Raw genomic sequence first — 25,741 nt, 5'->3', positions numbered from 1 at the left:
CGACCTCCGCGTCAGGAGCCACGGCCTGCCCGGCGGCGGCGCCGGCGGACACAAAGCGTACTTACTTGTGACCGGTGTCACCCGATCCTAGACTCGGAGGCGTCCACCCGACGAGCACGAACGAGCAAGGAGGAACGACATGCCCGCAGGACAGACCGGTTTCGACGACGTGACCTACGACCTGGTCTCCGTGCAGTACCACTCGCTCAAGGCAGGCCACGACTACGGCCAGTACGTGCGGGACGCCCGCAACGCCGGCCGTGACGACATCGCCGACTTCTTCGAGCAGGTGATGAGCCAGGACGCCGACCGTGCGCGGAGATGCCACGAGTTCATCAAGGAGCTCTCCAAGTCCGACGAGTCCGGGCCCGCCGTGACGCCCTGACCCGGGCCACCGGTCCGGGGCGGGGCCACGAGCAGCCGCCGCACGACACGAGGGGTCGCGTCCGCAGGGAATGTCGCAGCATTCCCGTGCGGACGCGACCCCTCGGTGCGGAGGGAGCTCCGGGTCAGGCGTTCGGGCCCGTCATGGTGGTGACGTCCAGCGCCCGGTCCAGCTGCTCCTCGGTGAGCTGGCCGTTCTCGACGTAGCCCAGGGCGATCGTCGCCTCGCGCACCGTCATCTTGTTCGCCACGGCGTGCTTGGCGATCTTCGCGGCGGCCTCGTAGCCGATGGCCTTGTTCAGCGGGGTCACGATGGACGGGGACGCCTCGGCGAGGAAGCGGCAGCGCTCCGCGTTGGCCTCGAGCCCGTCGATCATCTTCTCGGCCATCACGCGCGAGGAGTTCGCGAGCAGCCGGATGGACTCCAGCAGGGCCGAGGCCATGACCGGGATGCCCACATTGAGCTCGAACGCGCCGTTGGTGGAGGACAGCGACACCGTGGTGTCGTTGCCGATCACCTGCGCGCAGACCTGGATGGTGGACTCGCAGATCACCGGGTTGACCTTGCCGGGCATGATCGAGGAGCCGGGCTGGAGGTCCGGGATGAGGATCTCGCCGAGGCCGGTGTTGGGGCCGGAGCCCATCCAGCGCAGGTCGTTGTTGATCTTCATGTAGCTGTAGGCGACGTTGCGCAGCTGGCCGGAGGCCTCGACCAGGCCGTCCCGGTTGGCCTGGGCCTCGAAGTGGTTGCGGGCCTCGGTGATCGGCAGCCCGGTCTCCTCGGCGAGTAGCTCGATGACGCGGGCGGAGAAACCGGCCGGGGTGTTGATGCCGGTGCCCACGGCGGTGCCGCCCAGCGGCACCTCGGCCACCCGCGGCAGGGAGGACCGGACCCGCTCGATGCCGTAGCGGACCTGCGCGGCGTAGCCGCCGAACTCCTGGCCCAGTGTCACCGGGGTGGCGTCCATGAGGTGCGTGCGCCCGGACTTCACGACGTCCTGGAACTCCGCGGCCTTCTTCTCGAGGGACTCGGCCAGCTGCGTCATGGCCGGGACCAGGTCGTTGATCAGCGCGCCCGTGACGGCGACGTGCACCGAGGTCGGGAAGACGTCGTTGGAGGACTGGGAGGCGTTGACGTGGTCGTTGGGGTGGACCTCGACGTCCGTGCCCTCGAGCGCCTGGTTGGCGAGGGTCGCCAGCACCTCGTTGGTGTTCATGTTGGAGGACGTCCCGGAGCCGGTCTGGAAGACGTCGATCGGGAAGTGCTCGTCGTACTGCCCCGTGGCGACCTTGTCCGCGGCGGCCGCGATGGCGCGGGCGCGCTCGTCGTCGAGCACCCCCAGCTCCGCGTTCGCCTTGGCGGCGGCCTTCTTGATCTGTGCCAGCGCGACGATGTGCTGGGGCTCGAGGGGCTTGCCCGAGATGGGGAAGTTCTCGACCGCCCGCTGGGTCTGAGCGCGGTACAGGGCGTTCGCGGGAACGCGGACCTCGCCCATGGTGTCGTGCTCGATGCGGTACTCGGTGGTCTCTGCGGTGGTATCAGCCATGGCGCCAGTCTAGGACAGCGCCAGGTGACGCCCGGCAAGGCGACCCCCGGTGACGGTCGCCGGCCGGGGCGCCCGGTTCAGCGGCTCGGCAGCCAGGTGCCGTGCCCGTGGACGAGCTCCGCCTCGCCGTCCTCCAGGTGGTAGAAGACGCCGACGACGGCCACGTCGCCGTTGGAGACGGCATCGGCGATCACCCGGGACTGCTCCATGAGGCGCGACGCCGTCTGCTTGGTGTGCTCCACGACCGCCGCGTTGACGTCCTGCCGGCCGTGGCGCTGGGTCTCGAGCACGGACGGCATGATCCGCTCGATGAGGTCCCGCTGGAAACCGCGGGGCATCTGCCCGGAGCCGGCGACGTCGTGCGCGGCGGTCACGGCCCCGCACGAGTCGTGGCCGAGCACCATGATCAGCGGCGTGCCGAGGTTCGCCACGGAGTACTCGATCGAGCCGAGCACGGCGTCGTCGATGACCTGACCGGCGGTGCGCACCACGAACGCGTCGCCCAGGCCGAGGTCGAAGATGATCTCCGCGGCCAGCCGCGAGTCCGAGCACCCGAAGATCACGGCGAACGGGTTCTGCCCGCCCGCCACCGACTGCCGGCGGGAGGCGTCCTGGTTGGGATGCAGGGACTCGCCGGCCACGAAACGGGCGTTGCCGTCGCGCAGCCGCCGCCAGGCGGCGGCCGGGGTGCGGGGCGAGGTGTCGTCGGGGCGGGTGTCCGGGGTCATGGCATCTCCGTGGTTCGCGGGGCAGGGGCGTCGGTGAGGTCCTCGGCGACGGCGGTGGCCAGCCGGTCCAGCTCGGCGCCGGGCGCGTCGCCCTTGAGCACCACGGTGGAGCCGTTGACCTCTCCGGTGTACACGGTCACGGCGTCCTGGTTCCGGGACTCCTCCCGGACGTGGACGTCCCACGGCACGCCCCCGGCCTCGACCACCGCGGTGGCGGGCAGGGCCTCGGTCTGCTGGGCCAGCCACGTGGGGTTGGCCATGGACGTCTGGACCAGGCCGATGAAGCTGCCCTGCGGAGTGGCCCAGCCGACCTCCCAGAAGGGCACCCCCTCGGCGGCGCCGCCGTTCCACCGGGCGTAGTTGGCGGTCCAGCCCTCGCCCGGCTCCGGCACGACCGGGCTGAAGGGCGCCTCGTCCGCGACGTAGTCCGCCTCCTGGGCGACGTCGACGTCGGGGCGGTACGGCTGCGCGTCGGGGCGGGGCTGGAGCCACACGAACGGCAGGACCAGCAGGAGGAGGACCGCCATGGAGATGATCATCCCCTGCACGGGGGCGTTGAGCCGCCGGGCCTGCTTCTCCGTGATCTGCGGGAGCGGCTGCCCGGGGGCATCGGGACCGGGGGTGCCGGGGCCGGGCGCGGTGCCGGTGCCGGCGGCCGCGGGGTGTTCTGCCGCGCGGTGCTCTGCGGAACGGTCGGGGGTCGAGGAGCTCACCCGTCCATTGTGCCCTGTCCGCCGTCCCCCTGTCCGCCGTCCCCCTGTCCGCCGTCCCCCTGTCCGCCGTCCCCCTGTCCGCCGTCCCCCTGTCCGCCGTCCCCCTGTCCGCCGTCCCCCTGTCCGCCGTCCCCCTGTCCGCCGCGGCCGCTCCGCCCGTCCCGGCCGCCTCCGGCCGCGGATGTGGCGCAGGTCGCGGTCCGCGGGGGAGCGGGCGATATGCTGGGCGGGACGTGGACCGCGCCCGCGGCCGAGCCCGGCCCGGGGGTCCCGCAGAACGTGAACTCGAAGGTGAGGAACAACGTGGCCGAAGAATCCACCGGAACGATCCAGGCGCGCACCAACAACGTGGCCGACCGCAACCTCGCGATGGAGCTGGTGCGGACGACCGAGGCCGCGGCGATCGCCGGCGGCCAGTGGGTCGGCGCCGGCGACAAGAACGCCGCCGACGGGGCCGCGGTCGACGCCATGCGGTCCCTGCTCTCCACCGTGCACTTCAACGGCACCGTGGTCATCGGCGAGGGCGAGAAGGACGAGGCCCCGATGCTGTTCAACGGCGAGCAGGTGGGCGACGGCTCCGGGCCGGCCTCCGACGTCGCCGTGGACCCCATCGACGGCACCCGCCTGACCGCGCTGGGCATGAACAACGCCCTGGCCGTCATCGCGGTGGCCGACGGCGGGTCGATGTTCGATCCCTCCGCCGTCTTCTACATGGACAAGCTCGTGGTGGGCCCGGAGGCCGCGGACTTCGTGGACCTGCGCCTGCCCGTCAAGCAGAACCTGCACCTCGTGGCCCGGGCCAAGGGCATCAACATCAACCAGCTCACCGTGTGCGTGTTGGACCGCCCGCGCCACCAGACGCTCGTCGACGAGATCCGCGCCACCGGTGCCCGCACCCGGATGATCTTCGACGGGGACGTGGCCGGGGCGATCGCGGCCTGCCGCGAGGGCACCGGCGTGGACGTCATGATGGGCATCGGCGGCACCCCGGAGGGCATCATCACCGCGTGCGCCGTCAAGGCCACCGGCGGGATCATCCAGGGCCGGCTGGCGCCCACCGACGACGACGAGAAGCAGAAGGCGCTCGACGCCGGCCTCGACCTCGAGGCCATCATGAGCACCGACGACCTGGTCACCTCCGACAACTGCTTCTTCGCCGCCACGGGCATCACCGACGGCGACCTGCTGCGAGGCGTGCGCTACCGCGGCCCCCGGATCACCACCCAGTCCATCGTGATGCGCTCCCGCTCCGGGACCGTGCGGATGGTCGAGGCGGAGCACCTGGCCTCCAAGTGGGAGAAGTACGCCCGCCACTGAGCCCGGAGGGCGCGGTCCGCGCGGCCGCGGCACAGGACCCCCGCACCGTCCACCGGTACGGGGGTCCCGCCGTCCCCGGTCACACCGTGTCCGGCACCTGTCGCCACCCCTTCCGGCTCTAGACTGGAGGCCGAACTGCGGGCGCCGACCGCGGTCCCCCAGCCGGGGCGGAGCGCCCGGGTGACGAGGAGGATCCCCACGTGAGCACCACGGTCAGCCCCTGTCCCAACCGCAAGACCTGGGACGCCACCGTCCGGGTGACCGGCGGGCACCCGCAGCAGCTCTGGGGCATCGGCGAGGCGCAGGTCTCCGCCGAGGGACCCGGCCTGCGGGTCGACCGGGTCATGGTCCACGACGCCGAGCAGCGCACCGTGGGCTACGCCCAGCTCTACCTGCGCTCCGAGGCCGAGCGCGTGGTCGCCGGGACCGTGCACTGCCACGTCCACCGGCCCGAGGACCTGCCCGTGGTCGCCGCCGCGCTCGCCGACTGGGCGCGGGAGGAGCACTCGGCCGTCCTGCTGCGCTTCCAGGCCGACACCCTGCGCGCCCCCGGCACCGCGGAGGCCCTGGAGGCCACCGGGTTCGCACGTCCCGCCGCGGACGCCGGGTCGGACGAGCCGCGGCGGCTGGAGGTCGTGCTGGGGGAGACCGAGCAGGACCTCTCGCGGCGGCTCTCCGAGGCGACCCTGGACCGGTGCCGCACGGCCCTGCGCACCCCGGGCGTGACGGTGCGCGAGGTCACGGCGGGCAGCCGGGTCCTCGCGAACATCGGGCTGCGGACCCGGCTCATCACCCAGCTGCTGGAGGACCTCGGCGACGACTCGCTGCTGCTCGTGGCCACCGAGGCCGCCGAGGACGGCCGCGAGAGTGCCCTGGGCTACCTGTGGTTCGTGCACACGCGCGGTCTGGCGATGATCTACCGGCTCGGCTTCACCCGCCGGGGGCGGGACCTGGGCGTGGACGACGCCCTGCTGCTGACCGGGATCGTCGAGCTGCAGAAGCGGCGCGTGCAGCGCCTCGACGGCGGCGACCCGGACGAGACGGAGGTGCCGCTGGTGGTCCGCGAGCTCGCCGCGGCGCAGCGGCCGGTGCTGGGCCCGTGGGAGAAGCCCCTGGGGCGGGGCCCGGCCGGGGAGTTCTCGGAGGACGTCGCCGACGCCGCGGCCGAGGCCTCGGGGACGGCGGTCGCCGCGGAGCTGGGCCTGGACGAGTCCGCCCCGGCGTGGTTGCCCGACCGCGGGGAGCCGGACGACGTGCCCGAGGACGACGGCGGCACGGGGCGCCCCGCCCGGGGGCGGGCCCGGCGGGCCAGGGACCTCACCCGCCGCGTGGTCGGGGAGAGCATCTCCGCCCTCCGGGACGCGGCGGGGCGCTGACGCCGGGCCGCAGCCCGCCCGGCCCCCTGCTGGCTCGGCCCCGGTCGGCACCGACCCCGCCGGCCCGATCCGCCAGGTGCCGGTCCGCCGGTCGAGGGAAGCGCTCAGGCCTCCCTGCGGCGCACCCCGGCGACGGCCTGCCGGAGCCGGGCCTTCAGGCCGGGCAGGCTCTTGCGGGCCGAGACGGCGGCCTCCCGGGCGGCGCGCACACCGGTGTACGCGGCGTACTTCCCGCGGCTCAGCGGCAGGTCCCAGGTGCCGGGGTAGGACTCCGGGCGGCCCCCGAAGGACTTCTTGAACTTCGTGAAGCCGTGCCACGCGTGGTCCGGGCCGGCGTCCTCCGGCGCGGTGCCGAAGAGGTCGAACCGGCTCAGGCCCTTCTGCTTGGCGTCGAGGACCATCCGCACGACCAGCGGGATCCCCGCCGAGAGCCTGCGGTGCTCGAAGTCCATGGCGGCGTGGGCGTAGGTGCGGGTGTCGTCGGAGTCGTAGACGAGGGAGGCGCCGATCGGCTCCCCGTCGAGCCGGGCGACGTAGAGGGCCGCCGCGCCCACGGGCATGAGGCTGCGGGCGGCCTCGCGCAGATAGGCGTCCTGCTGGCGGGCGAAGTCCTTGCGCTCGGCCGTGGCCTCCAGGAAGCCCAGCAGCACGTCGACGTCCTTGGGGTCGGTCGAGGTCGTGAAGGTCACGCCCTTCTTGGCGATGTTGCGGTGCAGGTTGCGGTTGGTGGACTTCATGTCCTTGAGGATGGCGTCCGCGTCCTGGGTGAGGTCGATGACCTGGGTGTGCCCGGGCTGCACCTGCCGGGGCGCCGGGCGTAGCCCGCGCCGGCGCAGCGACGCCTCGGGCGTCTCGAGGCCGTCCGTCACCGCGGCGTCGACGGGCTCCACCCGCACGAACCAGCACCGCTCGGTCTTCGCCGTGCGGGCGAGGTCGTCGAGCGCGGCCTCGAAAGCCTGCGGGCTCCGGGCCTCGGGGCCGTACGGGCAGTAGAGGTAGCGACCGGTCCGGCCGCCCTCGAGGATCGCCAGGTAGCGCCATCCGTCCCCGGAGGCCTGGAACACCGTGTGCCCCAGGTTCCGCTGGAATCCGGCCCATGCGTTCGACTGCAGTATGTTCGCCACGTCCCCACTGTACCGGGGCGTCCGGGCGCCGCCGGCGACCCGCGGCCCGGTCCGGTCAGGGCACCGAGCAGGTGCCGTTGGGGGTGAGCTCCTGCGTCCTGACGAGGGGCTTCGCCGCCGCGAGGGGTGCGGTCATCGCGATCCCGGAGCCCACACCCGTGCCGCCCGGCAGGGCCTCCGCGTCCCGCGCGCCACGGTCCGTGGCCTCCTCGAGCACCCGGTCGAGGTCCTCGTGCAGCAGGTCGAAGTCCGGGTAGGTGGGGAAGGACGGGTCGTAGTAGGGCGGGCCGGCGGCGTACTGCACGAGCTCGTGCTCCTTGGCCTTCAGCGCCACGTCCACGAACGAGCCGATCTGGCTCTGCGGGATGTCGGTCTCGACGACCTGGGTGCCCGAGTTCGCGAGGTCCTCGAACCGCGTCAGCACGTTGACGGGGTTGAGCTGCTCGAGCATCGCGGCCTGCACGCAGCGCTGGCGCGCCTGGCGGTCGTAGTCCGTGGCCCCCTCGCGGGACCGGGCGTACCAGAGGGCGTGGTAGCCGTCCAGGTGCTGGACGCCCGGTTCGATGTACCCGAAGATCTCGTTCGGCAGGCCCGTCGTCAGGTCGGTGCCGCCGCCGATCGGGACCCGCCCGCCGACGTCGATGGTGATCCCGCCGAGGGCGTCCACGAGCTGCTCGAAGCCGTTCATCTCGACGATCGCGTAGGCCTGGACCTCGATGCCGAGGACGCCGGACGCGGCGTCCTTCATGGCCTCGGCGCCGGGGTCGGCGGCGTCGGGGTAGAGCTCGGCGTGGTTGTTCGTGACGTCGGTGTAGAGGGAGTTGAGGATGCACTCGTCGCCGCAGTTGAAGCCCTCGGGATAGACGTCCGCCAGCGGCGAGTCGTCGGGGAAGGGCGCGTTCTGCAGGTTGCGGGGCAGGGAGACGGTCACGGTCCGCCCGGAGTCGGCGTCCACGCTGAGCACCGTCATCGAGTCGGGGCGGCGGCCCGAGCGGTCCTCCCCGGAGTCGGTGCCCATGAGCAGGATGTTGTACCGGCCGTCCGAGGGCCGGAAGGGCAGCCCGCCGCCGAAGACGTCCGAGACCGCCCCGCGCGTCACGGACAGCAGATAGGCGGAGTACGCCAGCCCGCCCGAGGTGACGAGCATGAGCGCCACGGTGGCCGCGGCCACCGCCCGCTGGGTCCGCTGCACGAGCAGACCTGGCCGGATGAGCCGGAGCGTGTCGAAGAAGAGGTACGCCCACCCGAGCGCCAGGGCCAGCAGTCCCGCGATCAGCAGCAGCGACGTGAAGGAGTTCGTCAGGAACCAGATCAGGGGAGTCCGCCACAGCACCAGGCAGACGAGGGCCAGCGCGGCGGCGGCCCAGACCACCACGTCGACCTTGAGGGCGGCGCGCCCCGTGGTCCGCCGGCCCGCGACGAGCTGGGCGCTGCCGGGGACCACGAGCGTGGACAGCAGCAGCGTCCAGGCACGCCGGGCCCGGGTGCCGTCCCCGGCGTGCTGGGGGTGGCGCAGGGGGTCCGTGAGCCGGGGCGGGCTCGTCGCCGCGTCGTCGTCGACGCCCCGCACGGCCGTCACGGCGTCGGGCGGGAGGTCCCGGGACGGGGAGTCGTCGGCGGACGCGTCGTGCGGCGGGCGGGGATCGTGCTCAGCGCGGGGGGTGTGGCCGTTCACGGGCAGCTCCGGCGGGGAAGGGCGGGCGGGGGAGGGGCAGGAGGGGAGCGGTCGGCCGGGTCAGCCGTCGAGGCGGGTGCGCAGGGCCGCGCCCTTGTCGTGGGCGGTCTGCCGGAGCTCGGCGGCGAAGCGCAGGAGCTGCCCGCGCAGCGCCTCCGCCTGCGGGTCCGCGCCGGCGGCGAGGATCCGGGCGGCCAGCAGGCCGGCGTTGCGGGCCCCGCCGATGGACACGGTGGCCACCGGGACGCCGGCCGGCATCTGCACGATCGACAGCAGCGAGTCCATGCCGTCGAGGGTCCTCAGGGGGACGGGGACGCCGATCACGGGCAGGGGCGTCACCGAGGCGAGCATCCCCGGCAGGTGGGCGGCGCCGCCGGCCCCGGCGATGATCACCCGCAGCCCCCGGTCGTGGGCCCGCAGGCCGTACTCGATCATCTCGGTGGGCATCCGGTGGGCCGAGACGACGTCGGCCTCGTACGGGATCCCGAACTCCTCGAGCGCGGTGGCGGCCGCCTCCATCACGGGCCAGTCGGAGTCCGAGCCCATCACGACGCCCACGACGGGCTGCTGCTTCTCGTTCACTGCTGCTTCTCGTTCACTGCTGCTCCTGGGCTGCTCGGCGGGTGGGGGCCGCCATCGCGGTCCGGTCTGGGGCTACGGTATCCGTCCCGGCTGGACGGGCCGTGGGAGGCACGCGGGTCAGGCTTGCCCGTCGCGCAGCACGGCCGCCGCGCGGGTGGCCCGCCGGCGCAGCTCCGGGATCTCGTCCGCGGCGCCGGTGAGGTTGACGTGGCCGATCTTGCGCCCGGGCCGCACGGCCTTGCCGTAGTTGTGGATCTTGGCGCGGGGCTCGGCGCTCATCGCCGCCCGGTAGGCGCCGAAGAGGTCCTGGTTGGCCCCGCCCAGGTAGTTCTTCATCACGGCGGACCCGCCGATCAGCCCGGTCTCCCCGAGCGGGAGGTCCAGCACGGCCCGCAGGTGCTGCTCGAACTGGCTCGTCACGGATCCGTCCATGGTCCAGTGCCCGGAGTTGTGCGGGCGCATGGCCAGCTCGTTGACCAGGAACCCTATGCCGCGGCCGGGGGTCTCGAAGAGCTCCACGGCCATCACCCCGGTCACCCCGAGCTCCGTGGCCAGCGTCCGGGCGGCGTCCGCGGCCGCGACCGCGACCTCGGGCAGCAGCTGCGGGGCGGGCGCGAGCACCTCGTCGCAGACGCCGTCCACCTGGATCGACTCCACCACCGGCCACGCCCGCACCTCGCCGGAGGGCGAGCGGGCCACGAGGGCGGAGAGCTCGCGGGCGAACCCGACCTTCTCCTCGGCCAGCAGGGGGCCGTCCGTGCGGGCGAACCACTGCGCCGGTGCGGCGCCGCGGGCGTCCTGGGCGGTGTCGAGCACCATGACGCCCTTGCCGTCGTAGCCGCCGCGCGGCGTCTTGAGCACCACGGGCCAGCCCGAGCGCTCGCCGAAGGAGATCAGCTCCTCGACGTCGGCCACGGCCTCCCACCGAGGGTTCGGCAGCCCGAGGCGCTCCACGGCCGCGCGCATCCACAGCTTGTCCTGGGCGTGCACCAGCGCGTCCGGGCCCGGGCGGACGTCCACGCCCTCGGCGAGCAGGGTCTGCAGGTGCTCGGTGGGCACGTGCTCGTGGTCGAACGTCAGGACGTCGACGCCCTCGGCGAACCGGCGCAGCACGTCGAGGTCGGTGTAGTCGCCCACCGGCGCGGTGGGCACGGCCGCGACGGCCGAGACGTCGGGGCCCTCGGCGAGCACGCGCAGCTCGATCCCCAGGGCGGTGGCGGAGGGCGCCATCATGCGGGCGAGCTGCCCGCCTCCGACGACGCCGACGACAGGGGCGGTCACAGAAGATTTCACCCGACCAGGGTATCCCGGCCCGTCGACCCCTTCCGGCGGGGCACCGCCCCCGCCCTCCGGGACTGTCCTGCCGTCCCGTTCCCGGCACCTGGCCGGGAGCGGCCAGGGGACTGTGCTGTAACTCTCCGGTGCCGCCGAGGAGGGGCGGGGTAGGATGTGCCGAGGTCCGCCGCGGATGCTCTTCCGTGCGCGTCGACCGCCGCGCCGGCCGGCGCCCACCGCCTCACCACCTGGGAGACCTGAAGCCGCGTGAACCGTCTCGTCGACCGATTCGATGCCCTGTGGCACCTCTTCGTCAAGGAACTCATGAAGTTCGGCGTCGTCGGCGCCCTCGCGTTCGTCATCAACGCGTCGCTCACCTGGATCCTGATGCACACGGTGTTCGAGGACGGTCACCTCAAGGCCAAGTTCGTGGCGACGGCGGTGGCCATCGTCTTCGCCTGGGTCGCCAACCGGCTGTGGACCTTCCGGCACAAGCGCCAGTCGGACAAGCGCCGCGAGCTGATCCAGTTCCTCGTGGCCAACGGCATCGGCATGGCCATCGAGCTCGGCTGCCTGGGCTTCAGCTATTACGTGCTGGGTCTCACCAGCACCTACGCGTCCTTCGTGTCCGGCACGATCATCGGGACCATCCTCGGCACGGTCTTCCGGTACTTCGCCTACCGCTTCTGGGTGTTCACCGAGGAGCTCGACGAGGACCCCAACTTCGCGGATACCGCCGCCCTCGAGATCGCCCTGATCACCGGCCACGAGCCCGCGAAGGACGCCGGGCACCCCCACCGCGAGCACACGCATCCCCCCCGGGAGGGCGGCCGCCACCGGACGGGAAGCGCGGCCCGATCCGGCACGGACGCCCACGAGAGCCACGAGAGCACGGAGCCGGTCGAGGGCCGCTGAACCGTCCCGCTCAGAAGGGAACGGCGTTCTCGGCCGCCAGCACCGACCGCCAGGCGTCGTCGGCGGCGTCCGCCGGGCGGTCCGTGACCACCACGGCCCGGCCCCCGACCAGCACGGCCAGCACGCGCAGCAAGAACTCGGCGTCCACCCGCCGCCCCGGCACGTGCACCGCCGACGCCGTGCCCCACGCGGCCTCCCGCCCGGACGCGAGCTCGCCCGCAGCCGGCAGCAGGCGATCGTGCGGCAGGAAGCCGTCGGTGCCCGCGGTTCCGAGCGCGGCACCGTCCGGTGCCGGTTCCTCGGCGCCGTCGTAGACGTCCGCGTGGGAGCGCACCTCGGCGCAGTAGTCGAGGACGTCCCCGCCGGGCAGCTCGCCGCGGCGACCGAGCGAGAGCGCCGGCCGGTCCAGGACCACCGCCCGCGCGCCGGCAGGCACCCGGTCCAGCAGCGGCGGCGTCGCCCCCTGCGCGTCGACGAGCCCCACCACGGCCCGGTCCCCGGGCTCCGCCGCGCCCTCGCGGGGGTCGACCGCTCGCACGGCCGCCCCCATCGTCCACGAGCCCAGGACGACTGCGAGACTGCGCCAGTGCACCTCGTCGCCGAGGGCCACGACGTCGCCCGCCCCGAGGTCCAGCTCGTCCACCCACAGGTTCGCGGTCTTGGCCACCCAGTTGTCGAGGACCCGCCCGGAGAGCTCCACGCGCTCGCCGTCCAGGCCGTACCAGATCAGGGCAGGACGGCTGCTGCTCCGCAGTTTGTCCACCAAGCGGGGGACAGATCGGGGGATCGGCATGACCATGGTTCCTCCTCGTGGATGCCGCGCCCGCGGCGGGGGCATGGCATATGCGTAGGTCCGCATTTTTCGCGTTCTGCGGACGCCTGTCGAAAATTGAGCCGTGACGTGGAAAAACGTCTACTCCCAAAGCCATTCTTCCCGGATATCGTGGCACGGGTGGTCACCCGAGGTGGGTTGACGCCGTACTAGTTACACACGTGTAATTGGGAAGTCCGGCAGACGATCAGCAAGGATACGTTCTCCGGGATGCAAAGGGTCCGCGTCCCCCGTACTGTGCCGGGCCCGAGCGATCGTGTCGGATGGAAGGAAAGTCATGGGAGAGGCCGCACGACAGCAGGTCGTGGAATCCAGCCCCCTCGATGCCCGTCGACGGAGCATGCGCTCGGTGCCCGAGGACTGGTTCGTCGATCCCGTCGATCCGCGCGCCGCCGAGCGGAACGTCCGCCGGGCCGCCGGCAGCCTGGACGACCAGGCCACGGCCTATCTCCGGGCCCACGAGGCCGTCCAGAACCTCTCCGGCGTCGGAGCGGCACCTGCCCTCGACCTGCTCGAGGCACCCGCCGCCGACGAGGGCTCCGACTGGAGCGCCGTGGCCGGGCTGTACGCCGTGGACGAGGACGAGGGAGAGCTCGCGTGGCAGACCGACGCGCTGTGCGCCCAGACCGACCCGGAGGCCTTCTTCCCCGAGAAGGGCGGGTCCACGCGTGACGCCAAGCGCGTGTGCGAGGCCTGCCCCGTGCAGGCGGAGTGCCTCGACTACGCGATGAGCAAGGACGAGAAGTTCGGCATCTGGGGCGGGCTCTCCGAGCGCGAGCGCCGCCGCCTGCGCCGTCTCGCCCGCTGAGGTAGTTTCGGGCCATGAGCTCTTCCGGCAGCGCCACCCGTCTCTGCTCCCGCCAGACCTGTACGCGGGACGCGGTCATGACCCTGACCTACGTGTACTCGGACTCGACCGCGGTGGTCGGGCCGCTCGCCGGCCACGCGGAGCCCCACGCCTACGACCTGTGCGCCGTGCACGCGGACCGGCTCACGGTGCCCCGCGGCTGGCGCGTCGTCCGCCTGGAGCTGCCGGAGGCGCGGGCGCGGCGCGAGGACATCGGTGCCGTGGCGGAGGCGGTCCGGGAGAGCGAGCCCCCGGCGCCCGTCCGTGACCGCCCGCGGACGGTGCTGCGCGACGTCTCCCTGACGCGGCCGTCCTTGCCGCGATCCTCCTCGCCGGGGCCCTCCGTCCCGCGCCCCGAGAGCCCCCCTGCGAGTTCCCGCACCGGCCGGCGGACGCCCGCCCCGGAGAGCGGCGCCCGGAGCGGACCGACGACGGCCCCGCCGCCCGCTCCGGAGAGTCCCCGGAGGCCCGTCCCGGCGAGCGCCTCGCGGCCCAGTCCGGAGCCGGCTCCCGAGGTGCCGTGGCACGACGTCCCGGTGCCCGCAGCCCTGCGCCGGGCGCACCTGCGCCGGCCCGCCGCGCGCGGGGGCTCCGCCCGGCCCGAGGCCTGAACCGCCCGACCCGAGACGTGAACCGCCCGTCCCCAGGCCTGAACGGCTCGGTCCGAGGCGTGAACCGCGCGTCCCCGGCCGGTTCCGGACCACGCCGGTGCTCCGCCCCTAGGATGAGCCGCAGACCGCACCTGCCCGGTGCGGGTGGCTCTTCCCCCCGGAGCACCAGGAGTCCCCCCCATGACTGTCCCTGCAACGACGCAGCCGACGCACGAGCACCTCACCGACGCCCGCCACGGGAGCAGACCCGCCCGGCGCCCCGAGGCGCCCGCCGACCGTCGCCCGGCTCCCTGGGCGCTGCCGGCGCCCGAGCCGGAACCGGCGCCCCCGGTGGCGGCCGCCCTCGCGCCCGACCTCGCCGAGATCCTGCGGTGCCCCCTGACGGGCGGGACGCTCATCCCCGTGGACGCCGACCGGCTGATGAGCGACCGCCCGTTCCGCGACGGCGTGCACCCGGTCTACCCGATCACCCGCGGCATCCCCTGCCTCACCCCCGGGCGCTGAGGCTCCGGCCCCGACGCCGGGGGTCACGAAGGAGTTAACATTCGTGACCGATGGGTGGCGGGTGAGGTCGTGCGCGACCGGTGGACCTATCGTGAAAGCAGTTCGCCAGCGTTCCCCCCGCGCTCCCCCCACCCCCTGACGCTCGAGGTGCCGTTCCCCATGCCCCTGTCCTCCTGCCCGGATCCTGTGCCCCCTGCCCTGCGGGTCCTGCTCGCCCCCCGGCGCCTGGTCGCGCTGGGGGCCCTGACGGTCCTGCTCGCCACCGGTTGCGCGCAGGCCTCCGGAGCCCCTGCGGAAGAGCCCACGGCCACCGCCATCGCCCCGACCACGCCGTCCTCGAGCCGGCCGGCCACGGCGGCGCCGGCGGAGGTCACGGTCGCCCCCGCGGACGCGGCCGTCGAGCACAACCCCGTGGAACCGGTCGTGGTGCGCGCCGACGGCGGCGCGCTGACCGACGTCGTGCTGGTCCCCGCCCCCGGCGGGGAACCGGTGCCCGGGGAGCTCTCCGCCGACGGGCGCACGTGGACCAGCACCGCGGACCTGGCCTTCGACACCCCGTACGTGCTGCACTGGAGCGCCGCGTCCGGGACCGGATCCACGACGACGGGCACGAGCACGTTCACGACCGTCCTGGCGGCCCACGAGGTCGACGCGCGCCTCAACGTCGTCGAGGGCGGGCTGTACGGCACCGGGCAGGTCCTGGAGTTCACCTTCTCGGAGCCCGTCGCGAACAAGGCGCAGGTCGAGGAGGCCGTCACCGTGGACGGCGGCGGGGACCGGACGGGCGCCTTCCGCTGGTACTCGGACACGGTGCTCCGCTACCGCCCGGCCGAGAAGTGGGCGCCGCGCTCGGAGATCACGGTCTCCCTCGACCTGCTCGGTCTCGACGTGGGCCACGGCATGGTGGGCAACCACGACCTGCGCCGGAGCTTCTCGACGGGCGCCGAGCATTACGCCCGGGTGGACAACGAGACCAAGACGCTGACCGCCTGGGTGGACGGCGAGGTCGCGGGGACGTTCCCCGTGACCCTGGGCAACCCGGACTGGCCCTCGACCACCGGGCAGAAGGTCATCATGGAGCAGGCCCCGGAGTACCTGTTCAAGGCCTCCTCCCTCGACCTGCAGCCGGGGGACCCGCACTGGTACGACACGTTCTGGGCCTCCAACGTGTCCCGGCTGACCGCGAGCGGGGAGTTCGTCCACCAGGCGCTGCCCTCCGCGCTGCCCGTCCTGGGGATCGCCAACGTCTCCCACGGGTGCGTGGGCATGCCGCCCGAGGGGGCGAAGTTCATCCACGACGTGTTCCGCCCGGGGGACGTCGTGGAGGTCGTGGGCACCGGCTACCCGCAGGCCGATCCCGACGACGGGTACGGCGACTGGAACATCCCGCTCGAGCACTACGCGGACGAGGAGTGGAAGGGCGACTGGTGAGCGCCCGGCGCTGAGCTCTTGCTGCTCGGTCTCCGCCGTCGAGCTCCTGCTCATGGAGTCTCCGGCGCAGAGCCCCTGGTGGGAAGCGGGTGCAGGAGACCGGTGCGGGACGCCGGTGGGGGAGGCCTGCGGGCGCTGCCGGTGGGGAGGGAGCGGGCCCGCGGTGGGTAGGATCGGGACCGGCCGGAGCGGACCCGCCCGCCCCGGACCCCTGACCCCCTCCGACCGAAGGACCCGCCCGTGGCCACCCCCAGCAACGACAAGGCCCCCTGGCAGCAGGCCGACCCGCCCACCGACGAGCAGCAGCGCGAGGAGCCCGTGTGGACGGGCCTGCTCCCCGCCGTGGTCCCCGCCGAGGCCGAGCACGACGACGAGCACGACGACGGACGCCCCGGCGAGCACGGCGGCGCCGGGCCGCGCCGCGCGACGGGCCGCGCGGGCGGGGGCTCCCGCGCCGTCGGGGCCGACGAGGCCGCGGGGGACGACGACCCGGACGCGGAGGCCCGCCGCCGGGCCGCGCTGCGCCGGGACGCGGTGGCGGACGAGCCGCGGCTGCCGCGACTGCAGCAGGTCTTCCTGGTGCTCGTGCTCCCGCTCGCGCTGCTGGCCGCGGCCGTGCGCGTGGTGGCCACGCCCCTGTTCCTGTGGGCGGAGTACCACCGCCCGGGCTTCCCCGCGGACGCGTACGGCTTCTCCACCGAGGAGCGGATGGTCTTCGGCTCCTACGGACTGGACTACGTCATGAACTGGGCCCCGTCCGGGTTCCTCGGCGGGCTGCAGGACACGGACGGCGCGCAGCTGTTCCTGAGCTCCGAGGTCGCGCACATGACCGACGTGAAGATCGTGCTGCAGAGCGCGCTCGCCGTGGTCGCGGTCCTGGCGCTGCTCGGCATCGTCTCGAGCCTGTACCTGCGGGCGAAGGCCCCGGGCGCCGCCTCGGGCGCCCTGTTCTTCGGCTCGTGGCTGACCGTCGCGCTGCTGGTCGCGCTGGCGGTCGCCGCGGTGCTCGGCTGGCAGCAGTTCTTCGCGCTGTTCCACTCCCTCTTCTTCTCGGACGGGACCTGGACCTTCCGGGCCTCGGACACCCTCATCCGGCTGTACCCCACCCAGTTCTGGATGGACGCCGCGATCGCGGTGGCCGGGCTCGCCCTCCTGGGGGCGCTCGCGGTCATGGCCGCCACCTGGCCCACCGCGTTCCGCCGGCACCGGGCCCTCGACCGGGTGCGCCGGCGGCAGGAGCTCAAGCGGCGGCTGGCCGGTCGCTGAGCCGGCCGCCGAGCCGGTCGCTGAGCCGATCACCGACCAGATCGCCGCGGTTCAGATCCAGGCGGCGAACCACATCCGCTCCCGCCACTGGGCGTACTCGACGGTCTCCGCGTACCAGACGGGCGCGAAGTGCGCGCTCAGCAGGAGCACCGCGGCCGTGAACACCCCCACCACCACGAGACCTGTTTGCCGGCGCCGCACGGTGTCCCCGCGCCGGCCCAGGACCAGACCGAGCATGCCGGCGAGCATGAGCATCAGGACCGGCTGCACGGGCAGCGCGTAGAAGTAGTACATGGTGCGCTCCGGGTACAGGAACCAGGGCAGGTACCCGGCCGCGAACACGCCGGTCAGCGCCCCGGAGCGCCAGTCCCGCCGCACGGCCCACAGCCACGCGGCCACGAGCACGGCGGCGATCCCGGTCCACCACAGCAGCGGATTGCCGATGTTGAGGATCGCCTGCGAGCAGTGCTCCACCGCGCACCCGGCCGTGCCCTGCTCCGGGTCCTCGTAGAAGTAGGAGGTGGGCCGGCCCAGGGTCAGCCACAGCCACGGCAGCGCCTCGTATGAGTGGTCGGTGCCCAGGCCGCTGTGGAAGCCGTAGGCGGAGGAGTGGTAGGCCCACAGCGAGCGCAGGGGCGTGGGCAGCCACTGGGGGCCCTCGCCCGGGTGCTGCTGCGCCCAGGTGCGGTCGTAGGCGTCCTCCGAGGCGAACCAGCCCGCCCAGGCGGACACGTAGACCACCAGGCCCGTCCCGACGACCGCGAGGAACGCGGGCACGCCGTCCTTGAGCACCCCCGCGAGCAGCCAGCGCCGCACCCCGGCCACCCGGCGGGCGTTGAGGTCCCACAGCACCGTGAGCACGCCCAGCCCGGCCACCAGGAACAGGGCGCTCCACTTCACACCGACCGCGAGCCCGCAGGCCGCGCCCGCCGCGATCCGCCACCAGCGCACGCCCAGCCACGGACCCCACTCCAGGCGGCGCAGCAGCTCCGCGTCGGGGACGCCGTGCCCCGGGGCCACGCCCAGCCGGGCGACCAGGCGGCGGCGCCCGTGCTCCCGGTCCAGCAGGAGCAGGACGAACGCGAGCAGGACGAAGAACATGAGGAACACGTCCAGCATCGCGAGCCGGGACTGCACCAGGTGCAGGCCGTCCACGGCGGTGAACAGCCCCGCCAGCGTGGCCACCGTGACCGAGCGGAAGAGCAGCCACCCGGCGGCGCACACGAGCGCGATGGAGAGCGTCCCGACCAGGGCCGCGGAGAAGCGCCACCCCAGGGGGTCCTCGGCGCCGAACAGCCACATGCCGAACGCGATGAGCCACTTCCCGGCCGGCGGGTGCACCACGTAGGAGGGGGTGCCCAGGGCCTCGGGCGGGGTGCCCGCCACGAACAGCTCGTCCGCGCCCTCCGGCCACTGGCGCTCGTAGCCGTGCAGCAGCAACGAGTAGGAGTCCTTCACGTAGTAGGTCTCGTCGAAGACGATCGCGTCCGGGTGGGAGAGCCGGTGGAAGCGCAGCAGTCCCCCGAGCAGGACCACCAGCAGCGGCGCCAGCCACGCGAGCCGGGCCACCGCCGCGGGGGCCGGCAGCAGCCGCTCCCGCAGGGCGGCCGGGGCCAGGGACCGGTGCAGGGTGCTCACCGGTGCGGCCGGCCGAGGCCCCGGGGCCAGGACTGGGGCACGCACCGAGGAACTCACGGTGTCATCGTAGGGGACGCCTCCCGGCGCCCGCGGCCTCGGGCGAGCCCGGCGGAGCGCGCCGTAGAGTGGACCCGTGCACACGGAACCCCACGACGACGCCCCCGACGACGCTCCCGCCGACTCCGCGAGTGGCGCCGCGGGCCCCGGGCAGGTGGTCCTGGCGGGCACCCCGATCGGCAACCTCGGCGACGCGCCGCCCCGGCTGCGGGCGGCACTGGAGACCGCGGACGTGCTCGCCGTGGAGGACACCCGGCGGCTGCGCCGGCTCACCGCCGGGCTCGGCGTCACCACGCGCGGGCGGGTGCTCACCCACCACGAGCACAACGAGGCCGGACGGGTCGCCGAGCTGCTCGACGCCGTCCGCGCCGGCGGTACCGTGCTGGTCCTCTCCGACGCCGGGATGCCCACCGTCTCCGACCCCGGCTACCGGCTCTCGGAGGCCGCGGCCGCCGAGGGCCTGACCGTCACCGCGATCCCCGGTCCCTCGGCGGTGCTCATGGCGCTGGCCGTGTCCGGTCTGCCCACGGACCGGTTCACGTTCGAGGGCTTCCTGCCGCGGAAGTCCTCGGAGCGTACTACCCGGCTCGCCGAGCTCGACGGCGAGCGGCGCACCATGGTCTTCTACGAGGCCCCGCACCGGCTCGAGGTCATGCTCACCGCGCTGCGGGACGCGTTCGGACCCGGCCGCCGGGCGGTGGTCGCCCGGGAGCTCACCAAGCTGCACGAGGAGGTCGTGCGGGGCTCGCTGGCCGAGCTCGTCGACTGGTGCGGGCAGGGGCAGGTGCGCGGGGAGATCGCCGTCGTCGTCGCCGGTGCCCCCGCCCCCGAGGCCGCTCGCCCCGAGGACCTCGTGGCCGAGGTCGAGGCGCTCGTGGCCGACGGGACCCGGCTCAAGGACGCGGCCGGCAGCGTCGCCGAGCGCACGGGCGTGGGCAAGCGGGAGCTCTACGAGACGGTGCTGGCCGCCCGCAAGGGCTGACGGCGGGCCGGTCCGGACACCACCTCACGGGCGGGCCGCGACCCGGTGAGGCCGAGTTGACCCCCGGGAGCGGGCGGGGACACGGTGCCGAAACATCGCCCGGCCAGACTCGGGCGTGCCGGGATCCGGGCACGTGCCGCGCGGGCCCCGGCGTCCTCCTGACCGTCCAGCACCGGAGCCACGCCATGTCCTATGTGATGCCCGCCGACTTCGTCACGAAGATGATCGACGCCGGAGAGGCGAAGGTCGCCATGTCCACCCGCGACACCTTGATCCGTGCTTTCATGGCCGGTGCCATCCTCGCGCTCGCCGCGGCGTTCGCGGTCACCGTCACCGTGCAGACGGGCCAGCCGCTGCTCGGGGCCGTGCTCTTCCCGGTCGGGTTCTGCCTGCTGTACCTGCTGGGCTTCGACCTCCTGACCGGCGTGTTCACCCTCGTGCCCCTGGCGCTCATCGACAGGCGCCCGGGCGTCACCGTCCGCTCGATGCTGCGCAACTGGGGCCTGGTGTTCACCGGCAACTTCGCCGGCGCGTTCGTCGTGGCCGTCCTGATGGCGGTCATCTTCACCTACGGCTTCTCCCTGCCCCCGGACGAGGTCGGCAGCCGGATCGGCGAGATCGGCGAGGGCCGGACCGTCGGCTACGCGGAGTTCGGCGCCGCCGGGATGCTGACGCTGTTCGTCCGCGCCGTCCTGTGCAACTGGATGGTCTCCACCGGGGTGGTCGCCGCGATGATGTCCACCAGTGTTTCCGGGAAGGTCATCGCGATGTGGATGCCCATCATGCTGTTCTTCTACATGGGCTTCGAGCACTCGATCGTCAACATGTTCCTGTTCCCCTCCGGCCTGCTGCTCGGCGGCGGGTTCTCGGTGATGGACTACCTCGTGTGGAACGAGATCCCCACCGTGCTCGGCAACCTGGTGGGCGGGCTCACCTTCGTGGGGCTCACCCTGTACGCCACCCACGCCCGCACCGGGGCTCCCCGCACCGGGCCGGCCCTGCAGGAGGAGCGCGTCCCGGTCGCGTGAGCGCGGCATTCCAGCGATCTTCCTGCGCCGGGTCCCCCGAGTGCTCGTGATTCCCCCGGATCGATCGGGGGAGATGCGAGGACTCGGGGGACTCGGCCTTCGGCTCCGGTCGGCGGCCGATGCTCAGCGTCGGGTCGTCATCGAGCGGGGGAGCCACCGTGCGCGCCGTGCTCCGGGCCCGCCGCGCCCGGCGAGGCCCGTCTGCAGCGCCGCGACGTCCTCCGGGCCCGCCTCGGGCGACCACGCCGTGGTGCCCGGCGCGTAGAGGGCCCGCTCGACGTCCCGGCCGAGCCGCCCGAGCGGCGCCGCGGTGGCCGGCACCACGGCGCCGAGCCGGTCGAGGTAGGCCCGGGGCGTCTCCGCGGCGGCGCGGCCCAGCCCGTGGTCGACGCCGAGGTCCTCGACCTCCGCCCACCCCGCCAGGGCCCGTTGCGCCGCCGGGGCCTGCTCGTCGCCCAGCACCCGCATCCGGCGCCGGCGCCGCCGGGACCGGAGGAGACGGGGGAGGGCGGCCAGCAGGGCCAGCAGCGCGGCGGCCAGGAACCCGGCCGGCCAGGGCAGCCACGCGGCTGGGCCTGTGTCCTCCTCGGGCTGCGGTGCGGCGGGGGCCTCCGGGGTCGGCACTGCGGTCGGCTCGGCGGAGGGCGCGTTCTCGTCGGGGCTGTCCGCCGTGCTCGCCGGGGTGGGGGCGTCGGTCGGCTCGCCGGTCGGCTCCGCGGTGCCCTCGCCCTCCTGGGACTGCCCGTCCCCGTCCTGAGGCCCTTCGGCGGCGTAGCCGGGGAGGTCACCGGTGCCGGGGGTCGGCTCGAAGCGCACCCACCCGGAGCCCTCGAACCACAGCTCCGGCCACGCGTGCGCGTCACGGGGCAGGACCGTGAAGGCGCCCGGGTCCGCCGGGTCCCCGAACGGCTCGTCGGCCTCCGGCGCGCTGCCCGGTCCGGCGCCGGAGCCGGTGGCCGGCAGGTAGCCGACCGCCACGCGGGCCGGGATGCCGAGCTCCCGGGCCATGACGGCCATCGCCGGGGCGAAGTGCCCGGCGTAGCCCGTGCGCACGGCCAGGAACTCCTCGAGGGAGGCCATGCCGCCGGCGTCGTAGCCCTGCTCGAGCGGGGCGTCCACGTCGTAGCGGAACTCGTCCGAGCGCAGCCACTCCTGCAGGGCCAGAGCCTGGTCGAACGCGGTGGGGGCGTCCCCGGCCCGCTCCCGGGCGGCGTCCCGGAGCGCGGCCGGGGTGTCGCCGGGCAGCTCGCGGAACGGGGCGAGCTCCGGGGAGTCCGGCGCGGCGGGGGCCTCGCGCAGCTGGGCGGACGTGGGCTCGGGCACGATCGAGCGGACCTCGTAGGCCGTGCCCTCCGGTGGGACCTGCTCCCCGTGCACGGTGAGGTCGCGGGGGCTCCAGGACCAGCCGTCGTCGTCGAGCCCCGCCACGTCCACGGGCGCCCACGGCAGCGGCAGCCAGCGCTCGGACCAGTCCCGCAGCTCTACGGCGGTGCTGCGCTCGGGGCCGTCTCCCACCGGGTGCAGCGGGGTGGGCCCGAGCTCGTCGAGCCGGGGGTCCAGCCCGGTGGCGTCCGGGAACCACTCCGCCCCGGAGAAGTCGGCGAGGGTGAGCACCCGCAGCAGCTCGGGCTCGTCCGTGCTCGTCGTGTACTCCAGGCGCGGCAGCTGCTCCGCGGAGCGCAGGTCCTGCCCCAGGGCCCGCAGCGGACCCACACCGGAGGCACGGTCACCGGCCGGGCCGCTGCCCTGGGGGAACGCGCCGTTGATGAAGCCGGGCACCAGGCCCGGGACCAGGAGGGTCACCGTGAGCACGCCGGCGCCCACCACGAGGGCCCGCGGCCAGCTGCCGGGCGCCGCGGCGGTGCGGGGCTCCCGCACCGCGCCGAAGCGCCGCCCGCCGCCGAGCAGGACCAGGGCCGCGAGCACGGCGGCCGCCGTCCCGGCCGGTCCCACGCTCTCCGGCAGCACCAGGGCGGGCACCACCAGCAGCGCCAGCACGCCGAGCGCGCTGACCCCCGGCAGCCGCAGCGCCACGAGCACGGTGTCCACGAACAAGGTCACGGCGCCCGTCGCGACGGCGGCGACGAACGCGAGCGCCGCGGCCTCCGGGTACGGGGCGGGACGCTCCGCGACGATCCCTGCGGCCTCCCGCCACAGCTCCGCGCCGAGGGCCAGGCTCCCCGGGGTGGGGACGAGGCCGAGCAGCGCGGGCTCGCGTAGGTGCAGCACCGTGAGCGCGAGCACCAGGGCGCCGGCGCCGAACAGGGGCGCCAGCGGGCCCGGCAGCCGCAGCACCCGGGACGTCGTGGTCGCGGCGACCACGGCGAGGGCGGCGAGCAGGGCACCGGGGACCCAGCCGGCGCCGTCGAGGACGCCGGTCAGCGCCACGAGGGACAGCCCGACCGCCACCAGGACCGTGCCGGCCAGGCCCGGGACGGCGCGCACCGGGCGCCGGCCCGCTCCCGGAGCCTCCGGGGGTGCAGGAGTCTCCGGCGGGCGGGGGGCCGAGGGAGCGCGGACGGCGGCGCTCACCGGACGGCCCCGGCCGCGCGGGCCCCGGTGCCCAGCTGCGCCCACGCGTCCTCGGGCGCGGCGGAGGCGGGCACGACGACGACGGACCAGCCCGCCGCCTCGAGCACTCCCGCCCCGTCCGGGACCGTTCCGGGGGAGGAGGTCACCAGCACCGCGCTGCCCGCGGCCGCCCGCTGCGTGCCGCGCAGGACCCGCTCGGCGGCCGCCGCGGAGAGGTCCCCCGAGACCAGCAGCACGGGGTGGACCAGGCCGTCGCGGTCGAACCGGTCGGCCAGCGCGTCCGCCACTGTCCCGCCGGTGGCTGTCCCGCGGGTGGCCGGCCCCCGGGGCGCTGACGTCTGGGTCGCCGGTCCGCCGGTCGCCGTCTCCTGCGGTGCGGGCTCGGGACGGACCCGCGCCAGCCCGTGCCGGGCGTCCTCGGCGCCGTCGTCGGTGACGGCGGTGGCGCGGGTGCGGGCGGGAGCGTCGTCGTCGTCCTCCCCGCCGCGGGGCAGAGGGCGCCCGAAGGTGTCGAGGGCGTGCAGGGCGGTCTCGCGCTGGGTGAGGTGCTCGAGCACGGCGGCGGTGAAGGACACGGCCCACTCGAACTCGGCGGTGCTGGGGAGCACGCCGGCCCACAGCCGCTCCCCGGGCCAGGAGGTCTCGTCGCGGTCGAGGACCAGGGTGAGGCGGCGGGTGCTGCGGGGGTCCTCCTGGCGGACCATCAGCTGGCCGTGCTTGGCGGAGGCGGCCCAGTGGACCCGCCGCATGGGGTCGCCGTGTCGGTACTCGCGGGTGGTGACGTTGTCCGGGCCCGGCTGCGGCAGCGCCGTCCGGGACGGGTCGGTGCCGGACTCCCGCAGCCGGTCGGCGCTGATCTCCGGCAGCTCCACGGGGTCCGGCGCCACGTGCAGGGACGTGCGCTCGGAGGCGTCGAGCAGCTCGGCGGCGAGCCCGAACGGGTCGGCGACCCGCACGGTGGCCGGCCCCAGAGCGTACACGCCGCGGCGGCGCGGGCGCACGGTGTAGGCGGCGGGCTGCCCGCCGGCCTCCACGCTCAGCTCGCGGTCTCCGCCCAGCGGCTCGGGCACCGTCTCGTGCACGGCGACCGCCCCGGTGACCGTCCCGCCGCGCCGGGTCCGGTGCCGCACGCGCAGCCGCACCACGGCGGAGTCCCCGGCCGTCACGAGCGCCGGGTCCACGCCGCGCTTGAGCAGCACCCTCGGTTTCACCACGTACAGGGACAGGGCCGCGAACAGGGGTGCCCCGCCGAGGAACAGCGCCAGCGCCAGCACGTCCTTGCGCCCCAGCCAGGTGGCCAGCAGCAGGCACAGGGCGCCCGCCCCCAGGAAGGCCCAGCCGCGCCCCGTGAACCGGGCGCGGGAGTCCACGGGCAGCTCCGCCCGCTCGCCCTCCGCCGTGCGCCCCGGCTCCGGCCGGCGCCTCATCGGGTCCGGGGAGTGTGCTCGGCCGGGACCCGCACCTCGTCCAGCACCGCCCGCACCAGCTCCTCCGCGGAGTCGGTGCCGGCGCGGCGGTCCAGGATCAGGCGGTGGGCGAGCACCGGCACCGCGACCGCCCGCACGTCGTCGGGCAGGACGTACTCGCGCCCGCTCAGGGCGGCCTCCGCGCGGGCCGCGGCCTGCAGCTGGAGCAGCGCCCGGGGGCTGGCGCCCAGCCGGATCTGCGGGTGCGAGCGCGTGGCCTGGCCCAGGGCCACGATGTAGGCGCGCACCGCGTCCGAGACGTGGATGCCGCGCACGTGCGCCACCAGGCGGGCCGCGTCCTCCAGGGAGACCACCGGCTGCAGGCCCTCCAGCGGGGAGCCGCCGCCGTGGTCGGTGAGCATCGTCATCTCCGCCTCGGTGTCCGGGTAGCCCATCGAGATCCGGGCCGTGAACCGGTCCCGCTGCGCCTCCGGCAGCGGGAACGTGCCGTCCATCTCCACGGGGTTCTGCGTGGCCACCACCATGAACGGGGTGGACAGCCGGTAGGTCGTGCCGTCCGCGGTGACCTGTCCCTCCGCCATGCACTCGAGCAGCGCGGACTGGGTCTTGGCCGACGCCCGGTTGATCTCGTCCCCGATCACCACGTTGGCGAACACCGGCCCGGGCTTGAACTCGAACTCGCGCCGGGCCTGGTCGTAGACCGAGACGCCCGTGATGTCCGTGGGCAGCAGGTCCGGGGTGAACTGCACGCGCGAGACCGTCCCGCCGATCGCGGTGGCCAGCGTGCGCGCCAGCATGGTCTTGCCCACGCCCGGCACGTCCTCGACCAGCAGGTGCCCGCCGGCCAGCAGCACGCTCAAGGCCGTGCGCGCCGCCTCCGGCTTGCCGTCGATCACCGTGTTGATCCGGTCCAGGATCGCCTGCGTGTACTGGGGGAAGGACTCCATGGG

Annotated in this window: 23 protein-coding genes; 11 read left to right on the top strand and 12 right to left on the bottom strand. The window is 74.5% G+C overall.

Features of this window, described 5'->3' with window-relative positions; translation table 11 throughout:
* The first annotated feature begins 139 nt into the window (after window positions 1-139).
* Window positions 140-385: an acyl carrier protein gene (locus ACFYE3_RS08630; RefSeq protein ID WP_368821728.1), complete on the top strand. Its 246-nt coding sequence runs from the start codon at window positions 140-142 to the stop codon at window positions 383-385.
* Between the two features lie 124 nt (window positions 386-509).
* On the opposite strand, the gene ACFYE3_RS08625 is transcribed toward ACFYE3_RS08630, so the two are convergent.
* From ACFYE3_RS08625 to ACFYE3_RS08615, 3 genes are all read right to left on the bottom strand, one after another.
* Entirely contained in the window at window positions 510-1,931 is a 1,422-nt protein-coding gene (locus tag ACFYE3_RS08625) for a class II fumarate hydratase (RefSeq protein ID WP_387608069.1), read from the bottom strand.
* 77 nt (window positions 1,932-2,008) lie between these two features.
* A complete protein-coding gene (locus tag ACFYE3_RS08620) occupies window positions 2,009-2,659 on the bottom strand; it encodes a carbonic anhydrase (RefSeq protein WP_387608068.1) in 651 nt (216 codons plus the stop codon).
* Window positions 2,656-3,372 (bottom strand): DUF4245 domain-containing protein, encoded by a 717-nt coding sequence (locus ACFYE3_RS08615; RefSeq protein WP_387608066.1) that lies wholly within the window; start codon window positions 3,370-3,372, stop codon window positions 2,656-2,658. Before ACFYE3_RS08615 ends, ACFYE3_RS08620 begins: the two co-directional genes overlap by 4 nt.
* Window positions 3,373-3,741: 369 nt before the next feature.
* On the opposite strand from ACFYE3_RS08615, the gene glpX reads away from it, so the two are divergent.
* The gene (gene glpX, locus ACFYE3_RS08610; RefSeq protein WP_387608502.1) at window positions 3,742-4,689 is read left to right on the top strand and encodes a class II fructose-bisphosphatase; all 948 of its coding nucleotides are present in this window, start codon (window positions 3,742-3,744) and stop codon (window positions 4,687-4,689) included.
* Window positions 4,690-4,889: 200 nt separating this feature from the next.
* Window positions 4,890-6,065 (top strand): hypothetical protein, encoded by a 1,176-nt coding sequence (locus tag ACFYE3_RS08605; RefSeq protein ID WP_387608065.1) that lies wholly within the window; start codon window positions 4,890-4,892, stop codon window positions 6,063-6,065.
* A 104-nt stretch (window positions 6,066-6,169) separates the two neighbouring features.
* Here the strand turns inward: ACFYE3_RS08605 and ACFYE3_RS08600 are convergent, their stop codons facing one another.
* The 4 genes from ACFYE3_RS08600 to ACFYE3_RS08585 form a co-directional block, all read right to left on the bottom strand.
* Window positions 6,170-7,189, bottom strand: a complete 1,020-nt coding sequence (locus ACFYE3_RS08600) for a lipid II:glycine glycyltransferase FemX (RefSeq protein WP_387608063.1) — start codon at window positions 7,187-7,189, stop codon at window positions 6,170-6,172.
* Between the two features lie 55 nt (window positions 7,190-7,244).
* On the bottom strand, window positions 7,245-8,864 hold the full coding sequence (locus ACFYE3_RS08595) for an LCP family protein (protein WP_387608060.1): 1,620 nt from the start codon (window positions 8,862-8,864) through the stop codon (window positions 7,245-7,247).
* A gap of 60 nt (window positions 8,865-8,924) precedes the next feature.
* Window positions 8,925-9,410: a 5-(carboxyamino)imidazole ribonucleotide mutase gene (purE, locus tag ACFYE3_RS08590; RefSeq protein WP_387608500.1), complete on the bottom strand. Its 486-nt coding sequence runs from the start codon at window positions 9,408-9,410 to the stop codon at window positions 8,925-8,927.
* A 153-nt stretch (window positions 9,411-9,563) separates the two neighbouring features.
* A complete protein-coding gene (locus tag ACFYE3_RS08585; RefSeq protein WP_387608058.1) occupies window positions 9,564-10,739 on the bottom strand; it encodes a 5-(carboxyamino)imidazole ribonucleotide synthase in 1,176 nt (391 codons plus the stop codon).
* 249 nt (window positions 10,740-10,988) lie between these two features.
* On the opposite strand from ACFYE3_RS08585, the gene ACFYE3_RS08580 reads away from it, so the two are divergent.
* Window positions 10,989-11,636 carry a GtrA family protein gene (locus tag ACFYE3_RS08580; protein ID WP_387608055.1) on the top strand — a complete coding sequence of 216 codons (648 nt, stop codon included), beginning with the start codon at window positions 10,989-10,991 and terminating at the stop codon, window positions 11,634-11,636.
* 10 nt (window positions 11,637-11,646) lie between these two features.
* On the opposite strand, the gene ACFYE3_RS08575 is transcribed toward ACFYE3_RS08580, so the two are convergent.
* On the bottom strand, window positions 11,647-12,429 hold the full coding sequence (locus ACFYE3_RS08575) for a TIGR03089 family protein (RefSeq protein ID WP_387608052.1): 783 nt from the start codon (window positions 12,427-12,429) through the stop codon (window positions 11,647-11,649).
* Between the two features lie 316 nt (window positions 12,430-12,745).
* Here ACFYE3_RS08575 and ACFYE3_RS08570 point away from each other — a divergent pair, with 316 nt between their 5' ends.
* From ACFYE3_RS08570 to ACFYE3_RS08550, 5 genes are all read left to right on the top strand, one after another.
* On the top strand, window positions 12,746-13,276 hold the full coding sequence (locus ACFYE3_RS08570; RefSeq protein WP_387608051.1) for a WhiB family transcriptional regulator: 531 nt from the start codon (window positions 12,746-12,748) through the stop codon (window positions 13,274-13,276).
* 14 nt (window positions 13,277-13,290) lie between these two features.
* Window positions 13,291-13,926: a DUF3499 family protein gene (locus ACFYE3_RS08565; RefSeq protein ID WP_387608049.1), complete on the top strand. Its 636-nt coding sequence runs from the start codon at window positions 13,291-13,293 to the stop codon at window positions 13,924-13,926.
* Between the two features lie 180 nt (window positions 13,927-14,106).
* A complete protein-coding gene (locus ACFYE3_RS08560) occupies window positions 14,107-14,430 on the top strand; it encodes a hypothetical protein (protein WP_387608046.1) in 324 nt (107 codons plus the stop codon).
* A gap of 159 nt (window positions 14,431-14,589) precedes the next feature.
* The gene (locus tag ACFYE3_RS08555; protein WP_387608044.1) at window positions 14,590-15,861 is read left to right on the top strand and encodes a L,D-transpeptidase; all 1,272 of its coding nucleotides are present in this window, start codon (window positions 14,590-14,592) and stop codon (window positions 15,859-15,861) included.
* A gap of 240 nt (window positions 15,862-16,101) precedes the next feature.
* Window positions 16,102-17,127: a TIGR01906 family membrane protein gene (locus ACFYE3_RS08550; RefSeq protein ID WP_387608041.1), complete on the top strand. Its 1,026-nt coding sequence runs from the start codon at window positions 16,102-16,104 to the stop codon at window positions 17,125-17,127.
* A gap of 51 nt (window positions 17,128-17,178) precedes the next feature.
* Here ACFYE3_RS08550 and ACFYE3_RS08545 read toward each other — a convergent pair whose 3' ends face one another.
* A complete protein-coding gene (locus ACFYE3_RS08545; RefSeq protein WP_387608038.1) occupies window positions 17,179-18,765 on the bottom strand; it encodes a dolichyl-phosphate-mannose--protein mannosyltransferase in 1,587 nt (528 codons plus the stop codon).
* A 133-nt stretch (window positions 18,766-18,898) separates the two neighbouring features.
* On the opposite strand from ACFYE3_RS08545, the gene rsmI reads away from it, so the two are divergent.
* The gene (rsmI, locus tag ACFYE3_RS08540) at window positions 18,899-19,804 is read left to right on the top strand and encodes a 16S rRNA (cytidine(1402)-2'-O)-methyltransferase (RefSeq protein ID WP_387608035.1); all 906 of its coding nucleotides are present in this window, start codon (window positions 18,899-18,901) and stop codon (window positions 19,802-19,804) included.
* A 185-nt stretch (window positions 19,805-19,989) separates the two neighbouring features.
* A complete protein-coding gene (locus ACFYE3_RS08535) occupies window positions 19,990-20,832 on the top strand; it encodes a formate/nitrite transporter family protein (protein ID WP_387608034.1) in 843 nt (280 codons plus the stop codon).
* A gap of 123 nt (window positions 20,833-20,955) precedes the next feature.
* Here ACFYE3_RS08535 and ACFYE3_RS08530 read toward each other — a convergent pair whose 3' ends face one another.
* The 3 genes from ACFYE3_RS08530 to ACFYE3_RS08520 form a co-directional block, all read right to left on the bottom strand.
* Window positions 20,956-23,277 (bottom strand): transglutaminaseTgpA domain-containing protein, encoded by a 2,322-nt coding sequence (locus ACFYE3_RS08530; RefSeq protein ID WP_387608031.1) that lies wholly within the window; start codon window positions 23,275-23,277, stop codon window positions 20,956-20,958.
* 83 nt (window positions 23,278-23,360) lie between these two features.
* Window positions 23,361-24,791, bottom strand: coding sequence for a DUF58 domain-containing protein (locus ACFYE3_RS08525; protein ID WP_387608028.1), 1,431 nt, complete (start codon window positions 24,789-24,791; stop codon window positions 23,361-23,363).
* Entirely contained in the window at window positions 24,788-25,738 is a 951-nt protein-coding gene (locus tag ACFYE3_RS08520) for an AAA family ATPase (protein ID WP_387608025.1), read from the bottom strand. Before ACFYE3_RS08520 ends, ACFYE3_RS08525 begins: the two co-directional genes overlap by 4 nt.
* Between the last annotated feature and the right edge of the window lie 3 nt (window positions 25,739-25,741).

It is taken from the genome of Kocuria arenosa (assembly GCF_042879215.1).
GTDB classification, from domain to species: Bacteria; Actinomycetota; Actinomycetes; order Actinomycetales; family Micrococcaceae; genus Kocuria; species Kocuria arenosa.
The sequence above is the reverse complement of the archived record's forward strand: the minus strand, read 5'-3'. Positions and strand labels throughout refer to the sequence as shown.